This is a genomic window from Mycobacterium sp. (genome assembly GCF_047975165.1).
GTDB lineage: Bacteria > Actinomycetota > Actinomycetes > Mycobacteriales > Mycobacteriaceae > Mycobacterium.
In genome coordinates, this window is sequence record NZ_JBKECZ010000135.1 from 1 (window position 1) to 21057 (window position 21057).

At 68.8% G+C, this 21057-nt stretch carries 17 protein-coding genes; 4 read left to right on the forward strand and 13 right to left on the reverse strand.

Annotated features, from left to right (window positions below; translation table 11 throughout):
* The 3 genes from ACK5M9_RS13115 to ACK5M9_RS13125 form a co-directional block, all read right to left on the reverse strand.
* Positions 1-1942: PE family protein (locus ACK5M9_RS13115; RefSeq protein ID WP_416893598.1), on the reverse strand; the 1942-nt coding region annotated here is incomplete at its 3' end.
* Positions 1943-2315: 373 nt separating this feature from the next.
* Positions 2316-3596, reverse strand: coding sequence for a tyrosine--tRNA ligase (tyrS, locus tag ACK5M9_RS13120; protein WP_416893599.1), 1281 nt, complete (start codon positions 3594-3596; stop codon positions 2316-2318).
* 59 nt (positions 3597-3655) lie between these two features.
* Positions 3656-4267 carry a DNA-3-methyladenine glycosylase gene (locus tag ACK5M9_RS13125; protein ID WP_416893600.1) on the reverse strand — a complete coding sequence of 204 codons (612 nt, stop codon included), beginning with the start codon at positions 4265-4267 and terminating at the stop codon, positions 3656-3658.
* 57 nt (positions 4268-4324) lie between these two features.
* Here ACK5M9_RS13125 and ACK5M9_RS13130 point away from each other — a divergent pair, with 57 nt between their 5' ends.
* Together ACK5M9_RS13130 and ACK5M9_RS13135 are read left to right on the forward strand one after the other, a co-directional pair.
* On the forward strand, positions 4325-5089 hold the full coding sequence (locus ACK5M9_RS13130) for an ABC transporter ATP-binding protein (RefSeq protein ID WP_416893601.1): 765 nt from the start codon (positions 4325-4327) through the stop codon (positions 5087-5089).
* Positions 5023-5853, forward strand: a complete 831-nt coding sequence (locus tag ACK5M9_RS13135; RefSeq protein ID WP_416893602.1) for an ABC transporter permease — start codon at positions 5023-5025, stop codon at positions 5851-5853. Before ACK5M9_RS13130 ends, ACK5M9_RS13135 begins: the two co-directional genes overlap by 67 nt.
* A 7-nt stretch (positions 5854-5860) precedes the next feature.
* On the opposite strand, the gene ACK5M9_RS13140 is transcribed toward ACK5M9_RS13135, so the two are convergent.
* Together ACK5M9_RS13140 and ACK5M9_RS13145 are read right to left on the reverse strand one after the other, a co-directional pair.
* Positions 5861-6091 carry a Trm112 family protein gene (locus ACK5M9_RS13140; protein ID WP_416893603.1) on the reverse strand — a complete coding sequence of 77 codons (231 nt, stop codon included), beginning with the start codon at positions 6089-6091 and terminating at the stop codon, positions 5861-5863.
* Complete coding sequence (locus tag ACK5M9_RS13145; RefSeq protein WP_416893604.1) at positions 6084-9068, reverse strand: acyl-CoA synthetase; 2985 nt, start codon at positions 9066-9068, stop codon at positions 6084-6086. The genes ACK5M9_RS13140 and ACK5M9_RS13145 overlap by 8 nt, the downstream gene beginning before the upstream one ends.
* Before the next feature lie 191 nt (positions 9069-9259).
* Between ACK5M9_RS13145 and ACK5M9_RS13150 the strand changes: the two genes are divergently transcribed.
* Positions 9260-11053: an ABC-F family ATP-binding cassette domain-containing protein gene (locus ACK5M9_RS13150; protein ID WP_416893605.1), complete on the forward strand. Its 1794-nt coding sequence runs from the start codon at positions 9260-9262 to the stop codon at positions 11051-11053.
* A 118-nt stretch (positions 11054-11171) separates the two neighbouring features.
* Here the strand turns inward: ACK5M9_RS13150 and argH are convergent, their stop codons facing one another.
* From argH to argC, 8 genes are all read right to left on the reverse strand, one after another.
* Positions 11172-12584: an argininosuccinate lyase gene (argH, locus tag ACK5M9_RS13155; protein WP_416893606.1), complete on the reverse strand. Its 1413-nt coding sequence runs from the start codon at positions 12582-12584 to the stop codon at positions 11172-11174.
* Positions 12585-12696: 112 nt separating this feature from the next.
* Complete coding sequence (locus ACK5M9_RS13160) at positions 12697-13893, reverse strand: argininosuccinate synthase (RefSeq protein WP_416893607.1); 1197 nt, start codon at positions 13891-13893, stop codon at positions 12697-12699.
* A 32-nt stretch (positions 13894-13925) separates the two neighbouring features.
* Positions 13926-14450 carry an arginine repressor gene (locus tag ACK5M9_RS13165; RefSeq protein WP_416893608.1) on the reverse strand — a complete coding sequence of 175 codons (525 nt, stop codon included), beginning with the start codon at positions 14448-14450 and terminating at the stop codon, positions 13926-13928.
* Positions 14447-15373 (reverse strand): ornithine carbamoyltransferase, encoded by a 927-nt coding sequence (argF, locus tag ACK5M9_RS13170; protein WP_416893609.1) that lies wholly within the window; start codon positions 15371-15373, stop codon positions 14447-14449. The genes ACK5M9_RS13165 and argF overlap by 4 nt, the downstream gene beginning before the upstream one ends.
* Entirely contained in the window at positions 15366-16562 is a 1197-nt protein-coding gene (locus ACK5M9_RS13175; RefSeq protein WP_416893610.1) for an acetylornithine transaminase, read from the reverse strand. The genes argF and ACK5M9_RS13175 overlap by 8 nt, the downstream gene beginning before the upstream one ends.
* Positions 16559-17446, reverse strand: coding sequence for an acetylglutamate kinase (gene argB, locus ACK5M9_RS13180; RefSeq protein ID WP_416893611.1), 888 nt, complete (start codon positions 17444-17446; stop codon positions 16559-16561). Before argB ends, ACK5M9_RS13175 begins: the two co-directional genes overlap by 4 nt.
* The gene (gene argJ / locus ACK5M9_RS13185) at positions 17443-18651 is read right to left on the reverse strand and encodes a bifunctional glutamate N-acetyltransferase/amino-acid acetyltransferase ArgJ (RefSeq protein ID WP_416893612.1); all 1209 of its coding nucleotides are present in this window, start codon (positions 18649-18651) and stop codon (positions 17443-17445) included. The genes argB and argJ overlap by 4 nt, the downstream gene beginning before the upstream one ends.
* The gene (argC, locus tag ACK5M9_RS13190; protein ID WP_416893613.1) at positions 18648-19691 is read right to left on the reverse strand and encodes an N-acetyl-gamma-glutamyl-phosphate reductase; all 1044 of its coding nucleotides are present in this window, start codon (positions 19689-19691) and stop codon (positions 18648-18650) included. Before argC ends, argJ begins: the two co-directional genes overlap by 4 nt.
* Before the next feature lie 351 nt (positions 19692-20042).
* Between argC and ACK5M9_RS13195 the strand changes: the two genes are divergently transcribed.
* Positions 20043-21057: DUF222 domain-containing protein (locus tag ACK5M9_RS13195; RefSeq protein ID WP_416893614.1), on the forward strand; the 1015-nt coding region annotated here is incomplete at its 3' end.

Sequence of the window (21057 nt, forward strand, 5' to 3'; positions counted from 1 at the left end):
CGTTGCCGCCGAGGCCGCCGTCGCCGCCTTTGCCGCCGGTCTCACCGTCGGCGCCCGCCGCCCCGGTGGCGCCGACGGCGCCGTCACCGGCGTTGCCGCCGTCGCCGCCGTTGCCGCCGCTGCCGTCGGTGCCGCCGCCCCCGGCGGTTCCGATGGAGCCGCCGTGACCTCCGGCGCCGCCGTTGCCGCCGGCTTTGCCCGCTGTGGTGGCGGTGGTGCCTGCCCCGCCGTTGCCGCCGTTACCGGCGTTACCGCCGTTGACGCCGGTTCCGCCGGTGCCGGCGTTGCCGCCGTTGCCGCCTTTGCCGCATTCGCCGCCGTTGCCGCCGTCGGTGCCGCCGTCTCCGCCTTGGGTGCCGTTGCCGGCGTTGCCGCCTTTGCCGCCCACAGTGCCGCTGCCGCCATCGCCGCCGTCGCCGCCGTTGCCCCCGGCCTGGCCGGTTCCGTCCAAGCCGGCGTAACCATTGCCCCCCGCGCCGCCGTCTCCGCCGTCGCCGGCGGTGCCGCCACCGCCGGCGCCGCTGGCGCCCGCGGTGGCCTCCCGGGCGAACCATCCGCTACGCCCGGCCTCCCCACCGGCCCCACCGGATCCGCCCTGCCCGCCATTTCCGCCGTTGCCGCCGTTGCCCCCGGAATCCCCGGGGCTACCGCCTCCGGTGACGGGATCCCAACCGGCGCCGCCTGTGCCGCCCTTGCCACCGATACCAGCGCCGCCGCCGCCGCTGCCGCCGTTACCGCCCACGCCGAACAGCAACCCGCCGCTGCCGCCGTTACCGCCGCGCCCCCCGGTCCCGCCGTCAGCACCATCCTGGCCGGTCCCTCCATCGGGATTCGTCTGAGTCCCGGGCGTCCCATTCGCGCCATCAGCTCCCACGCCCCCGCCGGCCCCGCCGTCACCACCTGCACCACCGGAACCGCCAATAAAGCCGCCGTTGCCCCCGTTGCCCCCGGTTCCGCCAACGGGGGAGCTACCGCCGTCGCCGGCGTCGCCGCCTGTGCCGCCAGAACCGAGAAGCCAGGCATGTCCCCCGGCCCCGCCATCGCCGCTGACACCCCCGTCGCCCCCGTTTCCGCCGGCACCGAACAGCAAACCTCCGTTACCTCCGGCGCCACCGGCGGACCCGATACCCGGCGAACCCACTACGCCACCGGCACCGCCTTCCCCGCCGGTTCCGAACAGCCACGCGTTGCCGCCCCTGCCCCCGGCGCCACCGGCCCCGCCATCGCCCCCGTCCCCGTACAGCCAGCCGGCGGCACCGCCAGTACCCCCGTGACTCCCTGCTCCTCCCGTACCGCCGGACCCCAACAGCCAGGCAAACCCGCCGTTGCCGCCGGCAGCCCCCGCGCCCCCATTGCCACCAGCCCCACCGTTGCCGGACAGCCAACCCCCGGCGCCACCGGCACCCCCCACTCCACCGGCACCCCCAGCGCCACCAACGCCACCACGTCCAATCAGGCTCGCCGCACCACCGGCGCCGCCGGCAGCACCGGCGGCACTCTGGGAGTAACCCGCACCCCCATCCCCGTACAACCACCCCCCGGGCCGCCCGTCGACACTGCTCGCGGTCCCGTCGGCACCGTCGCCAATCAGCGGACGCCCCGTGTAGGTCACCAGCGAGTCGTTGACCGCGCCCAGAACCTGATCACCGACCGTGGCTGCCGACAACGCCTCGGCACCGGCATAGGACGTCCCCGCAGCCGCCAACGACGCCACGAACTCCTGGTGAAAGCTCGCCACCTGCGCACTCACGGCCACATAGGCCAGACCGAACTCCCCGAACACCTTGGCTACCGCCGCCGACACTTCGTCGGCACCGGCCGCAGCCGGTGACGTCGTCATAGCGGCCGCCGCGGCATTGGCATCCTCAAGTGCCTCGCCGATACCCGTCACTTGTGCGGCCGCAGTCTCCAGCGCGTCGTGCGACAGCGCCACGAACGACACGGACCTGCCTCCTCAACGTTGGTCGGATATCGGAACCAGCGTGGCTTGGATGAACAGCCCCTCAACGGTGAATCCCCGGTACCGCACCCGGCGGACCATCGCTGAGTTTCTGCGAGCTGATACTCTACCTATCGGCCATACCACTTTGTGTGACTACCGAATATAGACGATAGTTATCGCTATTCAGGGTCAAACGGGATGGAGGTTGCTGTGAAAGTCCTGGGGATATCGATGAACCTATCGGAGTTGTTGCCGCAATCACGGTAGTTGTGCGTCATCGGCGAGGGCCCGTAGGGCCGCAGGATCCAGTGCCGAAGATCGGTAGACCAAACCGAGACACGGGGCGCGCCCCCGATCGATCGGTGCAAACGCTCTAAACCCGGCGCACGCCCGCGACGTTGCGCTTGCCACGGCGCAGCACCAGCCATCTGCCGTGAAGAAAATCCGCTTGCTGTGGCGACCAGTCGTCGCTCTTGACGCGAATGTTGTTGACCGACACACCGCCTTCGCCGATCGTGCGCCGGGCGGCCTTCCTGCTGTCGGACAGCCCGGTGGCCACCAGCAGGTCGACGATGGTGTCCGGCTCGCCGGGCTTCAGGTCGGCAAGTGACGTCTCGCTCAGCGCCGCGGACAGGGTCGCCTCGTCGAGGGCGTCGAGTTCTCCCTGCCCGAACAGTGCGCGGCTGGCATGCTCGACCCCCACGGTGGCCTCCTCGCCGTGCACCAGAACGGTGAGCTCGCGAGCCAGCCTGCGCTGGGCGGTGCGCTGCTGCGGACGCTCGGCGGTGACCTGCGCCAGCTCGGCGAGTTCGTCCGCGGTCAGGAAAGTGAACCAGCGCAGGTAGCGGACCACATCGGCATCGGCGGTGTTGACGAAGTACTGGTACCAGGCGTACGGACTGGTCATCTCCGGATCCAGCCACAGGCTCCCGCCGCCGGTGGATTTGCCGAATTTCCTGCCGTCGGACGAGGTCACCAGCGGAACGGTGAGAGCGTGCACCGAGGCGCCGCGCATCTGCCGCACCAGGCGCACCCCGGCGATGATATTGCCCCATTGATCCGAACCGCCGATTTGCAGAGTGCAGCGGTGCCGGCGGTGCAATTGGACGTAGTCATTTGCCTGCAACAGTAGGTAGCTGAATTCGGTGTAGGAAATGCCGTCGCCGTCCAGGCGTCGCCGGATGGTGTCGCGATCGAGCATGACGTTGACCGAGAAATGCTTGCCGAGGTCGCGCAGGAATTCGATGGCCGACATCGCCTGCGTCCACTCGAGGTTGTTCTCGACGATGGCGCCGGTAGGCGAGTCGTCGAAATCGACGAAACGCTCCAATTGTCCGCGGATCCGCTCGGTCCACTCGACGACGGTGTCGGGGCTGTTCAGGCTGCGTTCTCCCACCTCGCGGGGGTCTCCGATCAGGCCGGTCGCCCCGCCGGCCAGCACGATCGGCCGGTGGCCTGCGCGCTGAAAGCGGCGTAGTGCCAGCAACGGGACGAGGTGCCCGGCGTGCAGGCTGCGGGCGGTCGGGTCGAACCCGGCATAGACCGTGATCGGCCCGCGCTGCACCTCGGTGGCCAGCGCCTCGATGTCGGTGGACTGCGCGATCAGCTCGCGCCAGCTCAGTTCGTCAAGAATCTCACCGGACCCGGTCGTCATGACACAGAGTCTTGCAGGTTCGCCCGGGCCGGTTCCGCCGCCCGTAGCCGGCTGCGGCCCTAGTCGCTGCTCCCCGGTGCCGGCGCCCGGGGACTTCGCCGGTATGCCGACACCTCCGGGCGCCCGGCAAGCCAGAACCGCCAGGCCCGGTCGGCGGCGCGGCTGACCCCGACCCTGGGCCCCGACGCGATGCCGGACGCCTCCCCCAGCTCCACCCTGACCGGGGCCCCGGCGTCGAACAGGTCAATCCCGTTGTCGTCCATCATGATTGCCAAAGCTGCGCACAGATTGCCCGGTCCGCGGCCCAAGGCGGCGGGCCGGACCCCTGGGCCTCGCCGGTCTTGGGCCAGGGCGAGGCCGTCGTCGATGACGCAGGCCCGCAGCAACACCGCCGCGGCGGTGCCGTCCGGGCCGCAGGAGACGTTGGCGCAGACGTGGATGCCGTGGCTGCGGTAGGTGTACAACCGTCCTGGCGGCCCGAACATGACGACGTTGCGGCCGCCGGGCCCGCGGTAGGAGTGCGCCGCGGCATCGGGCCAGGGCCCGTCCGGCACGCCGCCGTACGCCTCGACCTCGACCACCATGCCGCTGACGCCCCGCGCGACGATGGTGGCGCCCAGCAGGCGACGGGCGGCTGCGACGGGGTCGGCCAGCAGTTCCTCGGCGCTCACCGCACACATTGTGCCGCACTGTTGACGAGGAACGGCCGGCGCCGAAAAATTCAATGGATGATGAGTTCATCGAATGATGAATGGATGTCCGATGCGGCGATGCCCGCCGTCGCTGTCGAACACCTCCGGGTGATCAGGGGCAGACGCCCAGCGATCGACGATCTCTCAGTGCGGATCGCCCGCGGCGCCATCACCGGCCTGCTCGGGCCTTCCGGATGCGGCAAGACCACCCTGATCCGCTGCATCGTGGGCAGCCAGATCATCGAATCGGGCACCGTCACCGTGCTCGGCCGGCCGGCGGGATCGGCCGCACTGCGCCGCCAGGTCGGATACGTGCCGCAGAATCCCACCCTCTACGGCGACCTGCGGGTGGTCGACAACGTGCGCTATTTCGCATCGCTGTACGGCTACGACCGCCGAGCCGCCGACGAAGCGATAGACCGGGTGGGGCTGGCGGAACACCGAACCACCTACTGCGACAACCTCTCCGGCGGGCAACGCACCAGGGTGTCGCTGGCCTGCGCGCTGGTCTGCCAACCGGACCTGCTGGTGCTCGACGAACCCACCGTCGGGTTGGATCCGCTATTGCGGGTAGATCTTTGGCGGCAGTTCGGCGAACTGGCCGCGACTGGAACCACGCTGCTGGTGTCCAGCCACGTGATGGACGAAGCCGATCGCTGCGACGACCTGCTACTGATGCGCAACGGCCGGCTGGTCGCCCACACCACCCCGGCCCGGCTACGAGAGGACACCGCATGCACGTCCCTGGAGGAAGCCTTCCTGGCCATCATCCAGCGCGGCACCGAGCCGGCAGCCGGCTAGGACTGCGGCAACGGTGGGGGCCGTACGCGGCCACCACAACGAGAATCCTGCGCCAACTGGCCGCCGATCACCGCAGTGTGGCGATGATCCTGGTCGTGCCCGTCGTGGTCATCACGGTGATGTACTTCATGTTTCAGGATGCCCCGCACCGGCCGGGGACACCGCCGCCGTTCAACAACGCCTGCCTGATCCTGCTCGGCCTGTTCCCGCTGTTCGTGATGTACATCATCACCTCGATCACCATGCAGCGCGAACGGGGATCGGGGACGCTGGAGCGCATCCTGACCACGCCGCTGGGCCGATTCGATCTGCTGATGGCCTACGGCACCGCATTCTCCGCAGCCGCGGCGCTGCAGGCGCTGGCGGCCTGCGCGGTCTCGTTCTGGGCGCTGGGCTTCGACACGGCGGGAAGCCCGGTGTGGGTGCTGCTGATCGCGGTCATCAACGCGATCCTGGGTGTCGGCATGGGCCTGCTGTTCAGCGCATTCGCCCGCACCGAATTTCAGGCCGTGCAGTTCATTCCGCTGGTGATGGTGCCGCAACTGCTCCTCGCCGGAGTGATCATGCCGCGCTCGGCAATGCCGGGATGGCTGGAGTGGATCAGCAACCTGATGCCCGCCAGCTATGCGCTCGAGGCCCTGCAGCAGGTCGGTGCACACCCCGAGCTAACGTTGACGGCGGTGCGCGACATGGCCGTCGTCCTCGGCTTCGCCGTCGCCTCCATGGGGCTGGCAGCCGCGACACTGCGGCGCAGGACCCCGTAGCGCTACCTCACCGGGGATCTTCCCGACGGGCTTGGGCGGTAAAGCGGGCGTGCTCCTCCTCGCCGACGTCGCGGGCGGCGTCGATCAGCAGCACTGGGATGCCGTCATCGATACGGTAGGCGCGCCGCAGCCGGGGGTTGTACAGTTCGCGCACGGCGCCGTCGTCGCCGGCCACGGCAAGCAGCGGACCCCGGTCGGCCGGGCACACCAGGATGTCCAGCAGGGTGTCGTCAATCATCGGTGGTGGTCCCGCCGCGGCGCAGCGCCGCCCGCACCGGGGGGGTCAGCCGACGGAACTCGTTGGTCTCGGAGTCGAGGTACCAGCTGGTACGACCGGATTTGGGGAGGCCGGCGGCCCGCAGGGCACTGACCGTGGGGCGGAAGGTCGCGCTCAACACCATCTTTGGTGTTACGTGCACCAGGTCGGGGGCCAGCCCCACCGGCATGTCCGTCACCGCCTCGGTGATGTCGGCGGCGGTGATGGTCGCACCCGGACGCAGTGTCACCGCCGACACCGCCAGCTGCCGGTCCCCCACTGTGATGCCGTAGGTCACCGCGAGGTCCACCGCGCTGATCAACCCGAGTGCGTCGGTAACCGGTTCGGCGTAGACGATCCCGCGATCGGTCCGCACCGCCGACCCGCGCCGGTCGACCAGCCAGAAATCGCCGTCCTCGTCGCGCCGGAAGAGGTACTCGGTGGAGATCCAGGTGTCGGCGGGAGCGAAGACGCCGCGCTTGACCGAGGCCGTCGGGTCGATGGGCCCGCGCGCCTGTGCGAGCAGGACACCGACCTGGTCGGTGCCGGCGACCTGGACGAATCCGTCCTCGTTTTCCAGGATCAGATCGTGATCGGCGTCGTAGGCGGCGAGTTCGACCCGGCCGGCATCCGGCAGCGGACGGCCCTTGCTGCCCACCTTGGCTCCCGAGACGTTGGCCAGCACGGCCTGCCCGTCGGTGGTGGCGAAGAACTCGACGACATGTGCGGGCGCGAACGTCTGAACCACACGTCCCCACAACCCGGTCGGCATGCCCGAACCGATGAACAACCGGATGGGATGGTTGCGGTGCAGGGCGAACTTTGGGTCGTCGACCACCTCGCGCAGCATGGCCCAGGTGTAGGACACCACCGATACGCCGTATTGACGCACTTCGGCGACGAACTGCTCGGGATCCAGGCCCCGCGACAGCGCAATGCGGGCGCCGCCGACGACGGCCCCGCCCAGGCTCACCAACACCCCGGATTCGTGGTGCAGCGGGGTCAGGCAGTAGACGGTGTCCTTGTTGTCCAGCGACGCCGTCGATGCGGTCCCGAACGCCGACAGGGCCCAGCGATAGTTGGTGATCTGCTTGGCCGTCAACTGGCCGCCGGCCGCGTTGAACACGACAAACGCCTGGTCGCGGGCGAACCCCGGGTTGGGGCGGTACCAGGCGGGCAGTTCGACCAGGTCCGGATCGATCTGCTCCATATCGATGACGTCGGTGTCCTCGGCCAGGTGCAGATCGCGGGATTCACCGCCGCCCAAGACCAGGATCTGGCAGGTCAGATCCCGGACGATGTCGAGGTTGGCCGGGTCGGTGATGATCTCGTCCATGCCGCCGAGCTCGACCTGCGCGGCCAGATCGACGTCCTGCTTCATCAGCACGGCCACCGCACCGAGTCGGGACAGTGCGGCGATGGCGACCAGCGCACTGGGCCGGGTCTCCATCAGGACACCCACCCGGTCGCCCTGGCGGACCCCGACTTCGATCAGGCCGCGGACCACGTTGTCGATGCGGCGGTTGACCGCTTCGTAGGTGTGCACACGACCGTCGAACAACAGGAATTCGCCCTGCGGCGCGTCGCCGGCCTGCTCATCGATGATGCGGCCCAGCGAAATTCGGGTGTGATCGTTGATCTGTCCGAGCCGGGCCAGCCTGGGCAGGGTGCGAACGGTTTCGACGGCGATGGTGCGCATGGATTTGTTGGCGGCGACGACGGCGTCCGCCGCGCCGCGCGCCAAGGACAGGGCCACCTCGGAGACCTCGCCCATGCCGGCCGCGACCCGGGAGCTGAATGCCACACCGCTGTCGGAATGTTCGGCGGGTTGCTCGACCATCGCGGTGATACCCGACGGCTTGTCGCCGCCGCTGGAAATCCAGCGCACCCAGCCGGCGACGGTTGGCCAGCTCTGCTGGGCGGCGCGGGTTCCAACGACCAGGCCGAAATGTCCGGCGCGAATAAGGTATTCGTAAACGTCGGTGTTCGGCGCCGCGCGCCGGATGCCGCGGACCGAGGCCGGCTGCCCGATATCGTCGACCTCGCCGACGAACGCCAGGATCGGGCAGGTGATATCGCTGAGCGTCACCAGTTGGCCGTTGATCGCAAAACCGCCGGTCATCATCCGGTTGTGAGCGATGAACTGCTTGAGGAGCTCCGAGATCGCCGGGCCCGACCAGGCGATCCATCCTTCGTGTTCGAGGAATCTGCGTTGGTTCTCCCGCGGCAGCAGCGCGTCGCGGTCCGAGAGCTGACGCACGAAATCCAGGCGTGCCTGTGCCGTCTTCACCGGATCCATCATCTGAAAACCGGCGCGCGCCATCCACCCTGGGATATTGATGTGGTTGAACACGTGGTCGGCCAGGAAATCGGCGACACCGGCGCCCATATTCGCCGGAATGCCCATCGGAAGTGCAGCCAGGGTGTCCACCGGAGAACCGAACGCGACGATGCCGGCCAGATTCTTCGACCGCCGATACGCCGCGACCTGATAGCACCACATGCCGCCCTGGGAATATCCGACCAGATGAACGTCCTGGCCGGTGGCGTCCCGCACGGTGTCGATGGCCTGGTCGAGCGCGACGATATGGTCGGCCAGGGTGCGTTGCATCCCGCCTTCGATCTCGTCCGGCGAGCCGAAGTCGATGACCCACGTGTCGATGCCCCTGCTGTGCAGGATGCCCACCGCGCCGTCTTCCCGGGTCAGATCCCACATGTCCGCCGACATCATCATCGGGTGCACCATCAACGCCGGCGGCCCCACCTGGGGCTGGCCGGGGCGGCTGTCCGGCGGGAAGTAGCGCCGGAGCTTGTACATGGGCACGCTCTCGACGATCTGAGACGGAGACGGGACACTGCCGGTTTCCAGGCCGCCCAGTCGCAGTACTTCCAGACCGTTCTGGGCGGTGGCCACCAGACGTTCGGCGCGGCGGGTGATGTTCGACAAATTCAGATCCACTGCTGCTCCTGACGGCTCCCCGGGTGTGCTTGCCCGGCGAGGCCATCATGGCACATCGGCCCGACACGGGCCCTCGGTCTGCGCAGGGGTTCCGCGCTAACCGCGGTCCGCCGATGGGCGGGTGCCCGGTGCCCCAGCCACCGTGCCACCGCTGCCCTTCGATGAGGTGTCCGCCCGCTACCGTCGTCGGCATGGCGCACCTACTCGGAGCCGAGGCCGTGCACCTGGCATATCCGGCACAGGTGGTGCTCGACGGCGTCACGCTGGGAGTCAACGAGGGCGACCGCATCGGCATCGTCGGCCGCAACGGTGACGGCAAGTCCAGCCTGCTCGGCCTGCTCACCGGCGGACTCGAGCCCGACGCCGGCCGGGTCACCCGGCGCACCGGGCTGCGGGTGGGTTCGCTGAGTCAGGGCGACACCCTGGACCCCGGCCGCGGCGTCGGCTGGACGCTGGTCGGTGACCAGCCCGAACACCAGTGGGCCGGCGACGCCCGGATCCGTGACGTGGTGAGCGGCCTGGTGTCCGACATCGATTGGAAAGCACTGGTTTCCACGCTCAGCGGCGGGCAGCGCCGCCGGGTTCAGCTGGCCCGGCTGCTCGTCGGCGACTGGGACGTGATCGCCCTCGACGAACCCACCAACCACCTCGACATCGAGGGTGTCACCTGGCTGGCCGGCCACCTTCGGCAACGCTGGGCCCGCAATTCCGGTGGATTGCTACTGGTCACCCACGACCGCTGGTTTCTCGATGAAATCGCCACCACCACATGGGAAGTGCACGACGGGATCGTCGAACCCTTCGACGGCGGGTACGCCGCGTATGTGCTGCAGCGGGTCGAACGCGACCGAGTCGCCGCGGCCGCCGAAGCCAAACGGCAGAACCTGATGCGCAAGGAGCTGGCCTGGCTGCGGCGAGGCGCCCCCGCCCGCACCTCCAAACCCAAGTTTCGCATCGATGCGGCCACCCAGCTGATCGCCGACGTTCCGCCGCTGCGCAACACCGTCGAACTGGCCAAGCTGGCGACCGCGCGGCTGGGTAAGACCGTGATCGACCTGCTCGACGTATCGGTGACTTTCGGCGGGCATCCGGTATTGCGCGATGTCGAGTGGCGGATCGCACCGGGCGAGCGCACCGGCATCGTCGGGGCCAATGGCGTCGGCAAATCGACGCTGCTGGGCCTGATAGCCGGAACCGTGCTGCCGGACACCGGACGAGTCAAGCGCGGCAAGACAGTCAGTCTCGCGGTGCTCGATCAGCAGGGCGATGAGCTGGCCGCCCTGGCGTCGGAGCGGATAGCCGACGTGCTGGGCCGGCTGCGAGCCGGATACCAGGTCGACGGCGGGGAGGTGACCCCGGCCCAGTTGCTCGAGCGGCTCGGATTCGCCCGCGGACAGCTGTCGGCGCGCGTCGGTGAACTGTCCGGCGGCCAACGGCGACGCCTGCAGCTGATGCTCACGTTGTTGTCCGAGCCGAACGTGCTGCTGCTGGACGAACCGACCAACGACGTGGACACCGATATGCTCACCGCCACCGAGGATCTGCTCGACTCGTGGGCGGGCACGCTGATCGTCGTATCCCACGACCGGTACCTGCTCGAACGAGTCACCGACCAGCAGTACGCGATTCTCGATGGCCGGCTGCGGCACCTGCCGGGCGGGATCGACGAGTATCTGCGGCTGGCTCGCGGGGCGCAAACCCGTTCCGATGCGCAGCCCGGGGTGCCGGCGGGGTCGGGGGTGCCGGCGGGGTCGGGGGTGCCGACGGGTGCGCAGCGCCGCGCGGCCGAGAAGGAGCTGGCTTCGGTGGACCGCCAACTGGCCCTGCTGGCCGACCGGATCGCCGCCAAGCACGCTGAGCTCGCGGCATACGATCAGTCCGACCACGTCGGAATCACCCGGCTGACCGGGGAATTGCGTGCGGTCGAGCAGGGTGTCGCCGCCCTGGAGGAGCAGTGGCTCAGCATCTCCGAGACGCTGGAGTGAGTCGCGGTGCAGCCAAGGCTTCACAGTGAAAGCCCTGAGCTCACACGTTCAGCCGATCGGATCGCTCGATACCCGGAGTTTGGCCGCCTACGAAGTCGACCGGAAAAGCAAGGCCGCCTCAGCGTCGCAGTTGCCCGCGTAACCGGTCGGCGGTGGATTGCAGCGTGGCCAGCTGCTCGGCTACTCGCCGGGGTGCGGTGCCGCCTCGGGCGTCGCGAGATCCTACCGACCCCTCGATGGTCAGGACCTCCCGTACGGCCGGGGTGAGATCGGGGCTCAGCGCCACCAGTTCGTCGTCTCCCAAATCCCCGAGCCCGACGCCGCGCTGTTCGGCGGCGCGAACCGCCGCCCCGGCTGTCTCGTGTGCGGACCGGAACGGCACTCCTTGGCGCACCAGCCACTCGGCGACATCGGTGGCCAGTGTGTAGCCGGCCGGGGCCAGCTCCGCCATGCGTTCGACGTCGAACGTCAGGCTGCCCACCAGCCCGGCCACCGCCGGCAGCAGCAGTTCCAGCTGGGCCACCGAATCGAACACCGGCTCCTTGTCCTCCTGCAGGTCGCGGTTGTAGGCCAGCGGCTGCGCCTTCAGCGTCGCCAGCAGGCCGGCCAGGTTTCCGATCAGCCGCCCGGACTTGCCGCGGGCGAGCTCGGCGACGTCCGGGTTCTTCTTCTGCGGCATGATCGAGCTGCCCGTGGACCAGGAATCGTGCAGGGTGACGTAGCCGAACTCCGTCGAGCTCCAGATGATGATGTCCTCGGCCAGCCGGGACAGGTCGACGCCGATCATGGCGAACACGAAGGCCGCCTCGGCGGCGAAGTCCCGGGCCGCGGTGGCGTCGACGGAATTGTCCGCCGCCGCGGTGAAACCCAGGTCCTCGGCGATCGCGTCGGGATCGAGCCCCAACGACGAGCCGGCCAGCGCACCGGAGCCGTAGGGGGACACCGCGGCACGCTTGTCGAAGTCAATGATCCGGTCGACGTCGCGCAGCAGCGGCTGGGCGTGGGCCAGCAGGTGATGGGCCAGCAGGATCGGCTGGGCCGCCTGCAGATGGGTCTTGCCCGGCATGATCGCGTCCGGGTGGGCGGCGGCCTGGCCGGCCAGCGCGGCAACCACGTCGAGCACACCGTCGGCCACCCGGCGCACCCCGTCGCGCAGCCACATCCGGAACAGGGTGGCCACCTGGTCGTTGCGGGAACGTCCGGCCCGCAGCCGTCCGCCCAGATCCGGTCCGACGCGGTCGATGAGTCCCCGCTCCAGCGCACCATGAACGTCCTCGTCGGTGGCCAGGGGGCCGAAGCTGCCGTCGGCGAGGTCCTCGGCCAGGCTGTCCAGGCCGGCGAGCAGGCCGTCGCGCTGCTCGGCGGTGAGCAGCCCGGCGCGAAAGAGCACCGCGGCGTGCGCGCGGGAGGCGTTGATGTCGTAGGGGGCCAGCGCCCAGTCGAAGTGGGTGGACTTGCTCAGTGCGGCCAGCGCGTCGGAGGGGCCGCCGGCGAAGCGGCCACCCCACAGCGACCCCTGGTTGGTGCTCATCCGCGCCGCCAAACTGGGGGCCGCCCGCGGTTCGCCGAGTGTGAATCTGGCGACGCGACACGCCGTGGGGGCGTCGTCAGATTCACGCTCGCGGTCCAGGGGGCGCCCGGTGTCACTTCAGATCCCGGCGGGAAGCCAGCTTCGAGGACAATCCGTGGACGTAGACGAAGCCCTTGGCCATGGACTGGTCGAAGGTGTCGCCCTCGTCGTAGGTGGCCAGGTTGAAGTCGTAGAGCGATTCGGCGCTGCGCCGGCCGTTGACCGCGATGTGGCCGCCGTGCAAGACCAGCCGGATCTCCCCGGTGACGTGCTCCTGGGTTTTGGCGACGAAGCTTTCCAGGGCGCTCTTCAGCGGTGAGAACCACAGGCCGTCGTAGACCAGCTCGGCCCAGCGCTGGTCGGTGTGCCGCTTGAACCGGCCCAGCTCCCGCTCCAAGGTGACGTGTTCGAGTTCGGAGTGCGCGGTGATGAGCACCATGGCGCCCGGTGCCTCGTATATCTCGCGGCTCTTGATGCCGACCAGGCGGTCCTCGACGACGTCGAGACGCCCGACGCCCTGGGCGCCGGCGCGGCGGTTGAGTTCCTCGATGGCGGTCAGCACCGACACCGGCCGGCCGTCGATAGACACCGGCACACCCTGTTCGAAGCCGACGATCACCTCGTCGGGGGTGTTCCAGTGCACCGTCGGGTCCTCGGTGTAGTCGTAGACGTCCTTGGTCGGGGCGTTCCACAGGTGCTCCAGGAAGCCCGTCTCCACCGCGCGGCCCCACACGTTCTGGTCGATGGAGAACGGCGAGCGTTTGGTGACGTTGATCGGGATGGCGTTCTCCTCGGCGAACGCGATCGCCTTCTCCCGGGTCCAGGCGTAATCGCGGACGGGTGCCAGGACTTCGAGATCCGGTGCCAGGGAGGCGAATCCGACTTCGAAGCGCACCTGGTCGTTGCCCTTGCCGGTGCAGCCGTGGGCGACGACGGTTCCGCCGTGCTCGCGTGCCGCGGCCACCAGGTGCTTGACGATCAGCGGGCGGCTGATCGCCGAGACCAGCGGGTAGCGGTCCATGTAGAGCGCATTGTTGAGAACCGTGGGCAGGCAGTAGTTTTCGGCGAATTCGTTGCGGGCGTCGACGACGACGGCCTCGACCGCGCCGCAGTCCAGCGCGCGTTGGCGAACGACGTTCATGTCTTCGCCGCCCTGGCCGAGGTCGATGGCGACCGCGACCACCTCGCGCCCGGTTTCCTTGCCGATCCAGCTGATGGCCACCGACGTGTCCAGCCCGCCGGAATACGCCAGGATGACGCGCTCTGACATGAACAGTTCTCCTTAGGGTCGTCTGCAGCAGTTTATTTGAGGTCGGCACCCGGTCCGCCGAGGGCTTCCAGCTCCTCCGCCAATTTCGTGCCGGTCATCGGTGTGCGGGCGGCGACGAACACGGTGTCGTCGCCTGCGATGGTGCCGACGACGAATGGCAGGGCGGCGCGGTCGATCGCACTGGCCAGGTAGTGTGCGCCGCCGGGCGGGGTGCGCAACACCGCGAGGTTGCCGCTGGCATCGGCCGACACCAGCAGCTCGCCGAGCAGCCGGGACAGCCGCCCGGTCCCGCCGGAGACCCCGCGCACCGGGCTGCCGTCCTCGGGTACGACGTAGACGCCGACGCCGCCGTCGACACCGCGCAGTTTGACCGCGCCGAGTTCCTCCAGGTCGCGCGAGAGGGTGGCCTGGGTGACCTCGATACCGTCAGCGCCGAGCAGGGCGGCGAGTTCGTTCTGACTGCGGACCTGTGCGGTGGACAGGATGGCGACGATTCGGGCCTGCCGGCCCGCGCGGGTGCCGGCGATCTCCGGCGCTTTGGCACTTCCGGCGGTCATCGGGACCGCTCCAGCAGCCACACCAGCAGGGCCTTCTGGGCGTGCAGCCGGTTCTCGGCTTCGTCCCACACCGCGCTGGCCGGCCCGTCCATCACCTCGTCGGTGATCTCTTCGCCGCGGTGTGCCGGAAGGCAGTGCAGCACAATGGCGTCGGTGTCAGCCAGGCTCAGCAGGCGCTGGTTTATCTGGAATCGCCGGAACGGCTTCACACGGTCCAGCCCGTCGTCCTCCTGCCCCATGGACGTCCAGGTGTCGGTGACCAGCACGTCCGCACCGGCGGCCGCCGCATCGGGATCGGCGGTCAGTGTCACCGACCCGCCGGTTGTTTTCGCCCGTTGTTCGGCTGCGCCGACAACCTCCGGGTGGGGGGTGAAGCCCTCTGGGGCTGCGATGGTTACCCGCATGCCGGCGGTCACACCACCGAGCATCAGCGAGTGCGCCATGTTGTTGGCGCCGTCGCCCAGATAGGTCAGGTTGAGCCCTTTCAGGGGGCCCTTGCGTTCGGCGACGGTCTGCAGGTCGGCCAGTACCTGGCAGGGGTGGAACTCATCGGAGAGTGCGTTGATCACCGGTACCGACGCGGTGGACGCCATGGCGTCCAGGCGCTGTTGGCCGAACGTGCGCCAGACGATGGCGTCGACGAAGCGGGACAGTACCTGTGCGGTGTCTTCCAGGGTTTCTTCGCGACCCAGCTGAGTACTGCGACCGTCGACGACGACGGCGTGTCCGCCGAGTTGGGCGATGCCCATCTCGAAGGAGAACCTGGTGCGGGTGGAGTTCTTGTCGAAGATCACCGCCACACCGCGGGGCCCGTCGAGCGGGCGACGGCTGAACGGGTTCCGCTTCAATTCGGCGGCCAATTGGAGCACTTCGGCCTGTTCGGCGGGGGTGAGGTCGTCATCGCGCAGGAAGTGCCTAACCATCTGTCCGTGCTCCCGCGCTATTGAGGATCCCCGGCAGGCCGGCGACGAAGCCGTCGAGCTGGGCGTCGGAAATAATCAGCGGCGGCGCCAGCCGGATGACCTGCGGTGCAGCGGCATTCACCAAATATCCCGCCTGTCGGGCGGCTTCTTCGGCGGCTTTGGCGACCGGTCGCGTCAGCACAATGCCCTGCAGCAGTCCCCGGCCGCGCACCTGGTCGATGAGCGGGTGTCCCAGTGCCTGAATGCGTTGGCGCAGCGACTCGCCCAGGACGGCGGCCCGGCGGATCAGCCCTTCGGTGCGCAACGTTGCGATCACCGCCAGGGCGGCCGCCGCGCAGACCGGGTTGCCGCCGAAGGTGCTGCCGTGCATGCCGGGTGTCAGCAGATCTGCCACCGGGCCGGTTGCGATGCACGCGCCGATGGGCAGTCCACCGCCGAGACCCTTGGCCAGGGTCACCACATCGGGTCTGATGTCTTCGGCCTGGTAGGCGTAAAACGTTCCGGTGCGGCCCATTCCGGTCTGCACCTCGTCGAGCACCAGCAGAGCGCGGTGGCGCGCGGTGATCTCACGGGCGGCGGCGAGGTATCCCGCAGGTGGGACGACGACCCCGCCCTCCCCCATGATCGGCTCCAGAAACACCGCGGCGGCGTCGTCGTCGACGGCGGCCGCGAGCGCGGCGGCGTCGCCGTAGGGGACGTGGGTGACGGTGCCGGGCAGCGGCTCGAAGGGTGCCCGCTTGGCGGGTTGGCCGGTCAGCGCCAGCGAGCCCATCGTGCGGCCGTGGAAGGCGCCTTCGGCTGCCACGATGTTGGTGCGGCCGGTGAGTCGGGAGAGTTTGAATGCCAACTCGTTGGCTTCGGTGCCGGAGTTGCAGAAGAACACCCGGCCGGGTGGTTCGGCGTGCTGTTCGGCCAGCAGCGCCTCGGCCAACTCGATACCCGGGCCGGTGGCGTACAGGTTCGAGGTGTGCCCCAGGGTGGAGATCTGTTGGGTGACAGCGTCGATGACGGCGGGGTGGCGGTGTCCGAGGATGTTGACCGCGATGCCGGCCAGCAGATCCACATAGCGCCGGCCGTCGACGTCGGTGAGCACGGCGCCGTCCCCGCCGACCAGCGTCAACGGCGGCGTGCCGTAGTTGTTCATCATGGCGGCTTCCCACCTGGCCTGCCAGGCTCCGGTGTTCGTCACGGGCTCACCACCTTGGTGCCGGTGCCCGCATCGGTGAACAACTCCACCAGCACACAGTGTTCGACGCGTCCGTCGATGACGTGTGCGCTGGGCACCCCGGCGTTGACCGCGCGCAGGCAGGCCTCGACTTTGGGGATCATGCCGGCTTCCAGCCCCGGGACCAGCTGCGCCAGTGCGGCCGTGTCGATTTCGCTGACCAGCGAGGTGCGGTCCGGCCAGCTGGTGTAGAGCCCTTCGACGTCGGTGAGCATCAACAGCTTTTCGGCACCCAGGGCTTCGGCCAGCGCCGCGGCCGCGGTGTCGGCGTTGATGTTGTGCACCACGCCGTCGACATCGGGAGCCAGTGTGGAGACCACCGGGATGCGGTGTGCGGCAATAAGGTCCAGCACCGCAGCGGTGTCGACGTGTTCGACGTCGCCGACCAGCCCGATATCGGTGGCCACACCGTCGACGGTGACGCTGCGGCGCACCGCGGTGAACAGGTGCGCGTCCTCCCCGGTGATGCCGACCGCATACGGTCCGTGCGCGTTGATGAGGTTGACCAGTTCGCGGCCGACCTGGCCGAACAGCACCATGCGGGCCACATCGAGGACTTCCGGTGTGGTGACCCGGAATCCGCCCTTGAAGTCACCTTCGATACCGAGCCGGCGCAGCATCGCGGTGATCTGCGGGCCGCCGCCGTGCACCACCACGGGATGCACTCCGCAGTTGCGCAGGAACGCCATGTCGGCCGCGAACGCCTGCCGCAGGGAGTCGTCGGACATGGCGTTGCCGCCGTACTTGATCACGACGGTCTTGCCGTGCAGCTGTTTGAGCCAGGGCAGCGCTTCGGCCAGCACCTGCGCTTTGACCTGGGTGGGCAGCTCGTCGATGTTGGTGTTCATGAGCTGTAGGCCGAATTCTCTTCGACGTAGGCGTGCGACAGATCGGTGGTGCGGATGGCGGCCTGGCCGTCGCCGATACCAAGCTGCACCACGATGCTGATATCTGTGCCGGTGAGATCCACCTCGCGCGCTCCCGGGGCGCCGGTGCCGTCTCGGTACACGGTGAACCCGTTGAACGACACGGTGATCCGATCGGGTTCCAGGGAGATCGGTGCCATTCCGATGGCGGCGAGCACCCGTCCCCAGTTGGGGTCACAACCAAACGCCGCCGTCTTGACCAGGCTGTCGCGGGCGACGACGCGGGCGGCGGCCAGCGCCTCGTCTTCGGTGCCGGCCCCGGCCACGGTCACCGTGAGTCGTTTGGTCACGCCTTCGGCGTCGGCCTGCAATTGCGCGCACAGGTCGTCGCAGACCCGCAGCACCGCCTCGTCGAGATCAGCTTGGGGCGGGGCGATCTCGCTGGCCCCGGACGCCAGCAGCAACACGGTGTCGTTGGTCGAGCAGCTGCCGTCGATGTCCAGGCGGTCGAAGGTGAGCGCGGTCGCCCGGCGCAGAGATTGGTCCAGCGCGGCCGCGCCGGCGACGGCATCGGTGGTGAGCACGCACAGCATGGTGGCCAGCGAGGGTGCGAGCATGCCGGCTCCTTTGGCCATACCGCCGACCGTCCACTTGTCCCGATGGTGCAGTGCAACCTGTTTGGCGGCGGTGTCGGTGGTCATGATGGCGTGCGCGGCGTCGTCGCCACCGGTGAGCCCGCCGTGCATCTCGTGCACGATGTCGGTGACCCCGGCCAGCATCCTGCCCATGGGCAGCCGGTCGCCGATCAGGCCGGTGGAGCAGACGGCGACTTCGATGGCCCCGGTTTCGGTCCCCCAGTCCGACAGTGCGGTGGCAACCGCTTCGGCGGTGGTGTGGGTGTCCTGGAAGCCGCCCGGGCCGGTGCAGGCGTTGGCGCCGCCGGAGTTGAGAATCACCGCGCGCAGCCGCCCGGTGGTCAGCACCTGCTGAGTCCACAGCACCGGTGCGGCCTTGACCTTGTTGCGGGTCAGCACCCCGGCTGCGGCGTAGTCGGGTCCTTCATTGAAGACCAGCGCCAGATCGGGGGCACCCGAGGCCTTGATGCCGGCGGCGATGCCGGCCGCGCGGACTCCCGCCGGTGCGGTGACACCCTGGGCACGAAGTAGTTTCGACGGGGTTTGGCTCATGGCGCGACTCCGACGACCGGCAGTCCCTCGGTTTCCGGCCAACCCAGGGCCAGATTCATCGACTGCACCGCGCCGCCGGCGGTGCCTTTGACCAGATTGTCGATGGCGGCGACGGCGACGAACGTCGCGGCCGCTTCGTCGACGGCGATCGCAATCTGAGCCGCATTGCTGCCGATCACCGATCCGGTCCGGGGCAGCTTCCCGTCCGGTAGCAGATGGACGAACGGCTCTGCGGCGTAGGCGGTTTCGTAGGCGCTGCGGAGTGGTGCTATCGGTGTTGTGGTGCGGGCGGTGCAGGTGGCCAGGATGCCGCGCGAGGTGGGGATCAGCACCGGGGTGAACGACACCGTGACGTCCTCGTCGGTTACGGTCCGCAAGCCCTGAGTGATCTCGGGTGTGTGCCGATGGGCGCCTCCGATACCGTATGCCCGGGCCGATCCGATGACTTCGGACCCCAGCAGGTCGACCTTGGCGGCGCGGCCGGCTCCGGAGGTTCCGCTGACCGCCACCACGGTGACGGCGGGTTCGATCAGGCCTTCGGCAACGGCGGGCAGTAGAGCCAGCAGCGCCGCCGTCGGGTAGCAGCCGGGCACCGCTATCCGGCGGGCTTGGTGGAGCCGTTCCCGTGCACCCGGCAACTCGGGTAGTCCGTAGGGCCAGTATCCGGCGTGCGGGGAACCGTAGAAGCGTTCCCAGGCGCCTGCGTCGGCGAGGCGGAAGTCGGCGCCGCAGTCGACGATCAGGGCGTCGGGGGGCAACTGTTCGGCCAGTTGAGCCGAATGGCCGTGCGGCAGCGCAAGGAACACCACATCATGGCCTTGCAGTGTCGCGGGTTCGGTGGGCTCGATGACCCGCTGCCCCAGTGGAATCAGGTGTGGGTGGTGGTCTTGCAGTTCGGTTCCCGCGCTGACAGCCGCGGTGAGGGCGCCGATGCTCAGCCGGCCGTCCGCATGGGCCGGATGGCCGAGCAGCAGGCGCAGAATCTCGCCGCCCGCGTAGCCGCTGGCTCCGGCAACAGCCACCCTCAACCCGTCGGCCATCCGGTGAGTATGCATGAGTATGCGGATTTATGCAAATTAATGCGATTGAGGGGTTGGGGGATGAGGTGCGGTGTTGAGTCGGGGTGTTGGACCGGCCCTGGACCGGCTTGCCGCCGACATCGTCCTAATGATGCCAGAGACGGGCGTGATCGCCGATGGGGCTCCAAGCGGAGTGGTCAGTCACGGATGTTCCGGCAATTGTCTAGGGGGTGAACAGGTTTTGTGGATAACTTCTGGTCTGTGGATGAAAGTGGCCGAATGTGGCTGCGGGACCGGGTTTTCAGGGAATTTTCAGGATTCCGGGGGCTTTCGGGCCCGGAGTTGTCGGTGGGTGTCTCTAGCATTTGAACCATGGCAGCCAGCACCCGTGAAGAGATCGTCGAGGTTTTCGACGCACTCGACACGATCCAGGATCGGCTGCTGGAGTTGAACTTCGATGTGCTCACCACGCCCGAGCGGCTGGCGATGCTCGACCGCCTGGAAACCATCGACCGGCGCATGCCCACACCCCGCCACGCCCTGATCAACAACCTGCGCGCCACCGCGGACAAAAAGGAACTCGGCGGCACCCTGAGTGAAACCCTGGCCAACCGGCTGCGCATCACCAAACCCGACGCCAGCCGCCGCATCGCCGAAGCCGCCGACCTCGGGTACCGCCGCACCCTGGGCGGTGAACCCCTGGAACCCGTACTGGAATACACCGCCGCCGCCCAACGCCAGGGCCTCATCGGCGACGGCCACATCAAAGTCGTGCGCGACTTCTTCAAACACCTACCCGCCGACCTCGACCCGCAACGCTGTGAAGAAGCCGAAACACAGCTGGCCGAGATCTGCATCCAATTCCGCCCCGACGAAGCCGCCCGCTACGCCCGCCAACTCGCCGCCATGCTGCACCCCGACGGCAACTACAGCGACCAAGACCGCGCCCGCAAACGCGGCATCACGTTGGGCAAACAGCAGTACGACGGCATGTCGACCATCACCGGCCACATCACCCCACAGTTGCGGGCCGCCATCGAAGCCCTGGACGCCAAATACGCCGCCCCCGGCATCAACAACCCCGGAAACGCCGACAACAGCCCGGCCGACGATCCCGATGCTGCCCGCCGTGACACCCGCAGCCAGGCCCAACGCAACCACGACGCCCTGCTCACCGGCCTGAGCCAACTCCTGGCCTCCGGGGAGCTCGGCACCCACCGCGGCCTACCGGTCACCGTCATCGTCACCACCACCATCACCGACCTCGAAGCCGCCGCCGCCCACGCCACCGGCAGCCCCGCAGGCGCCAACCCCAGCCCCAGCCCCAGTCCCAGCCCCAGACCCAGCCCCCCCCCCCCACCCCACCCCCCCCCCCAGCCCCCCCCCC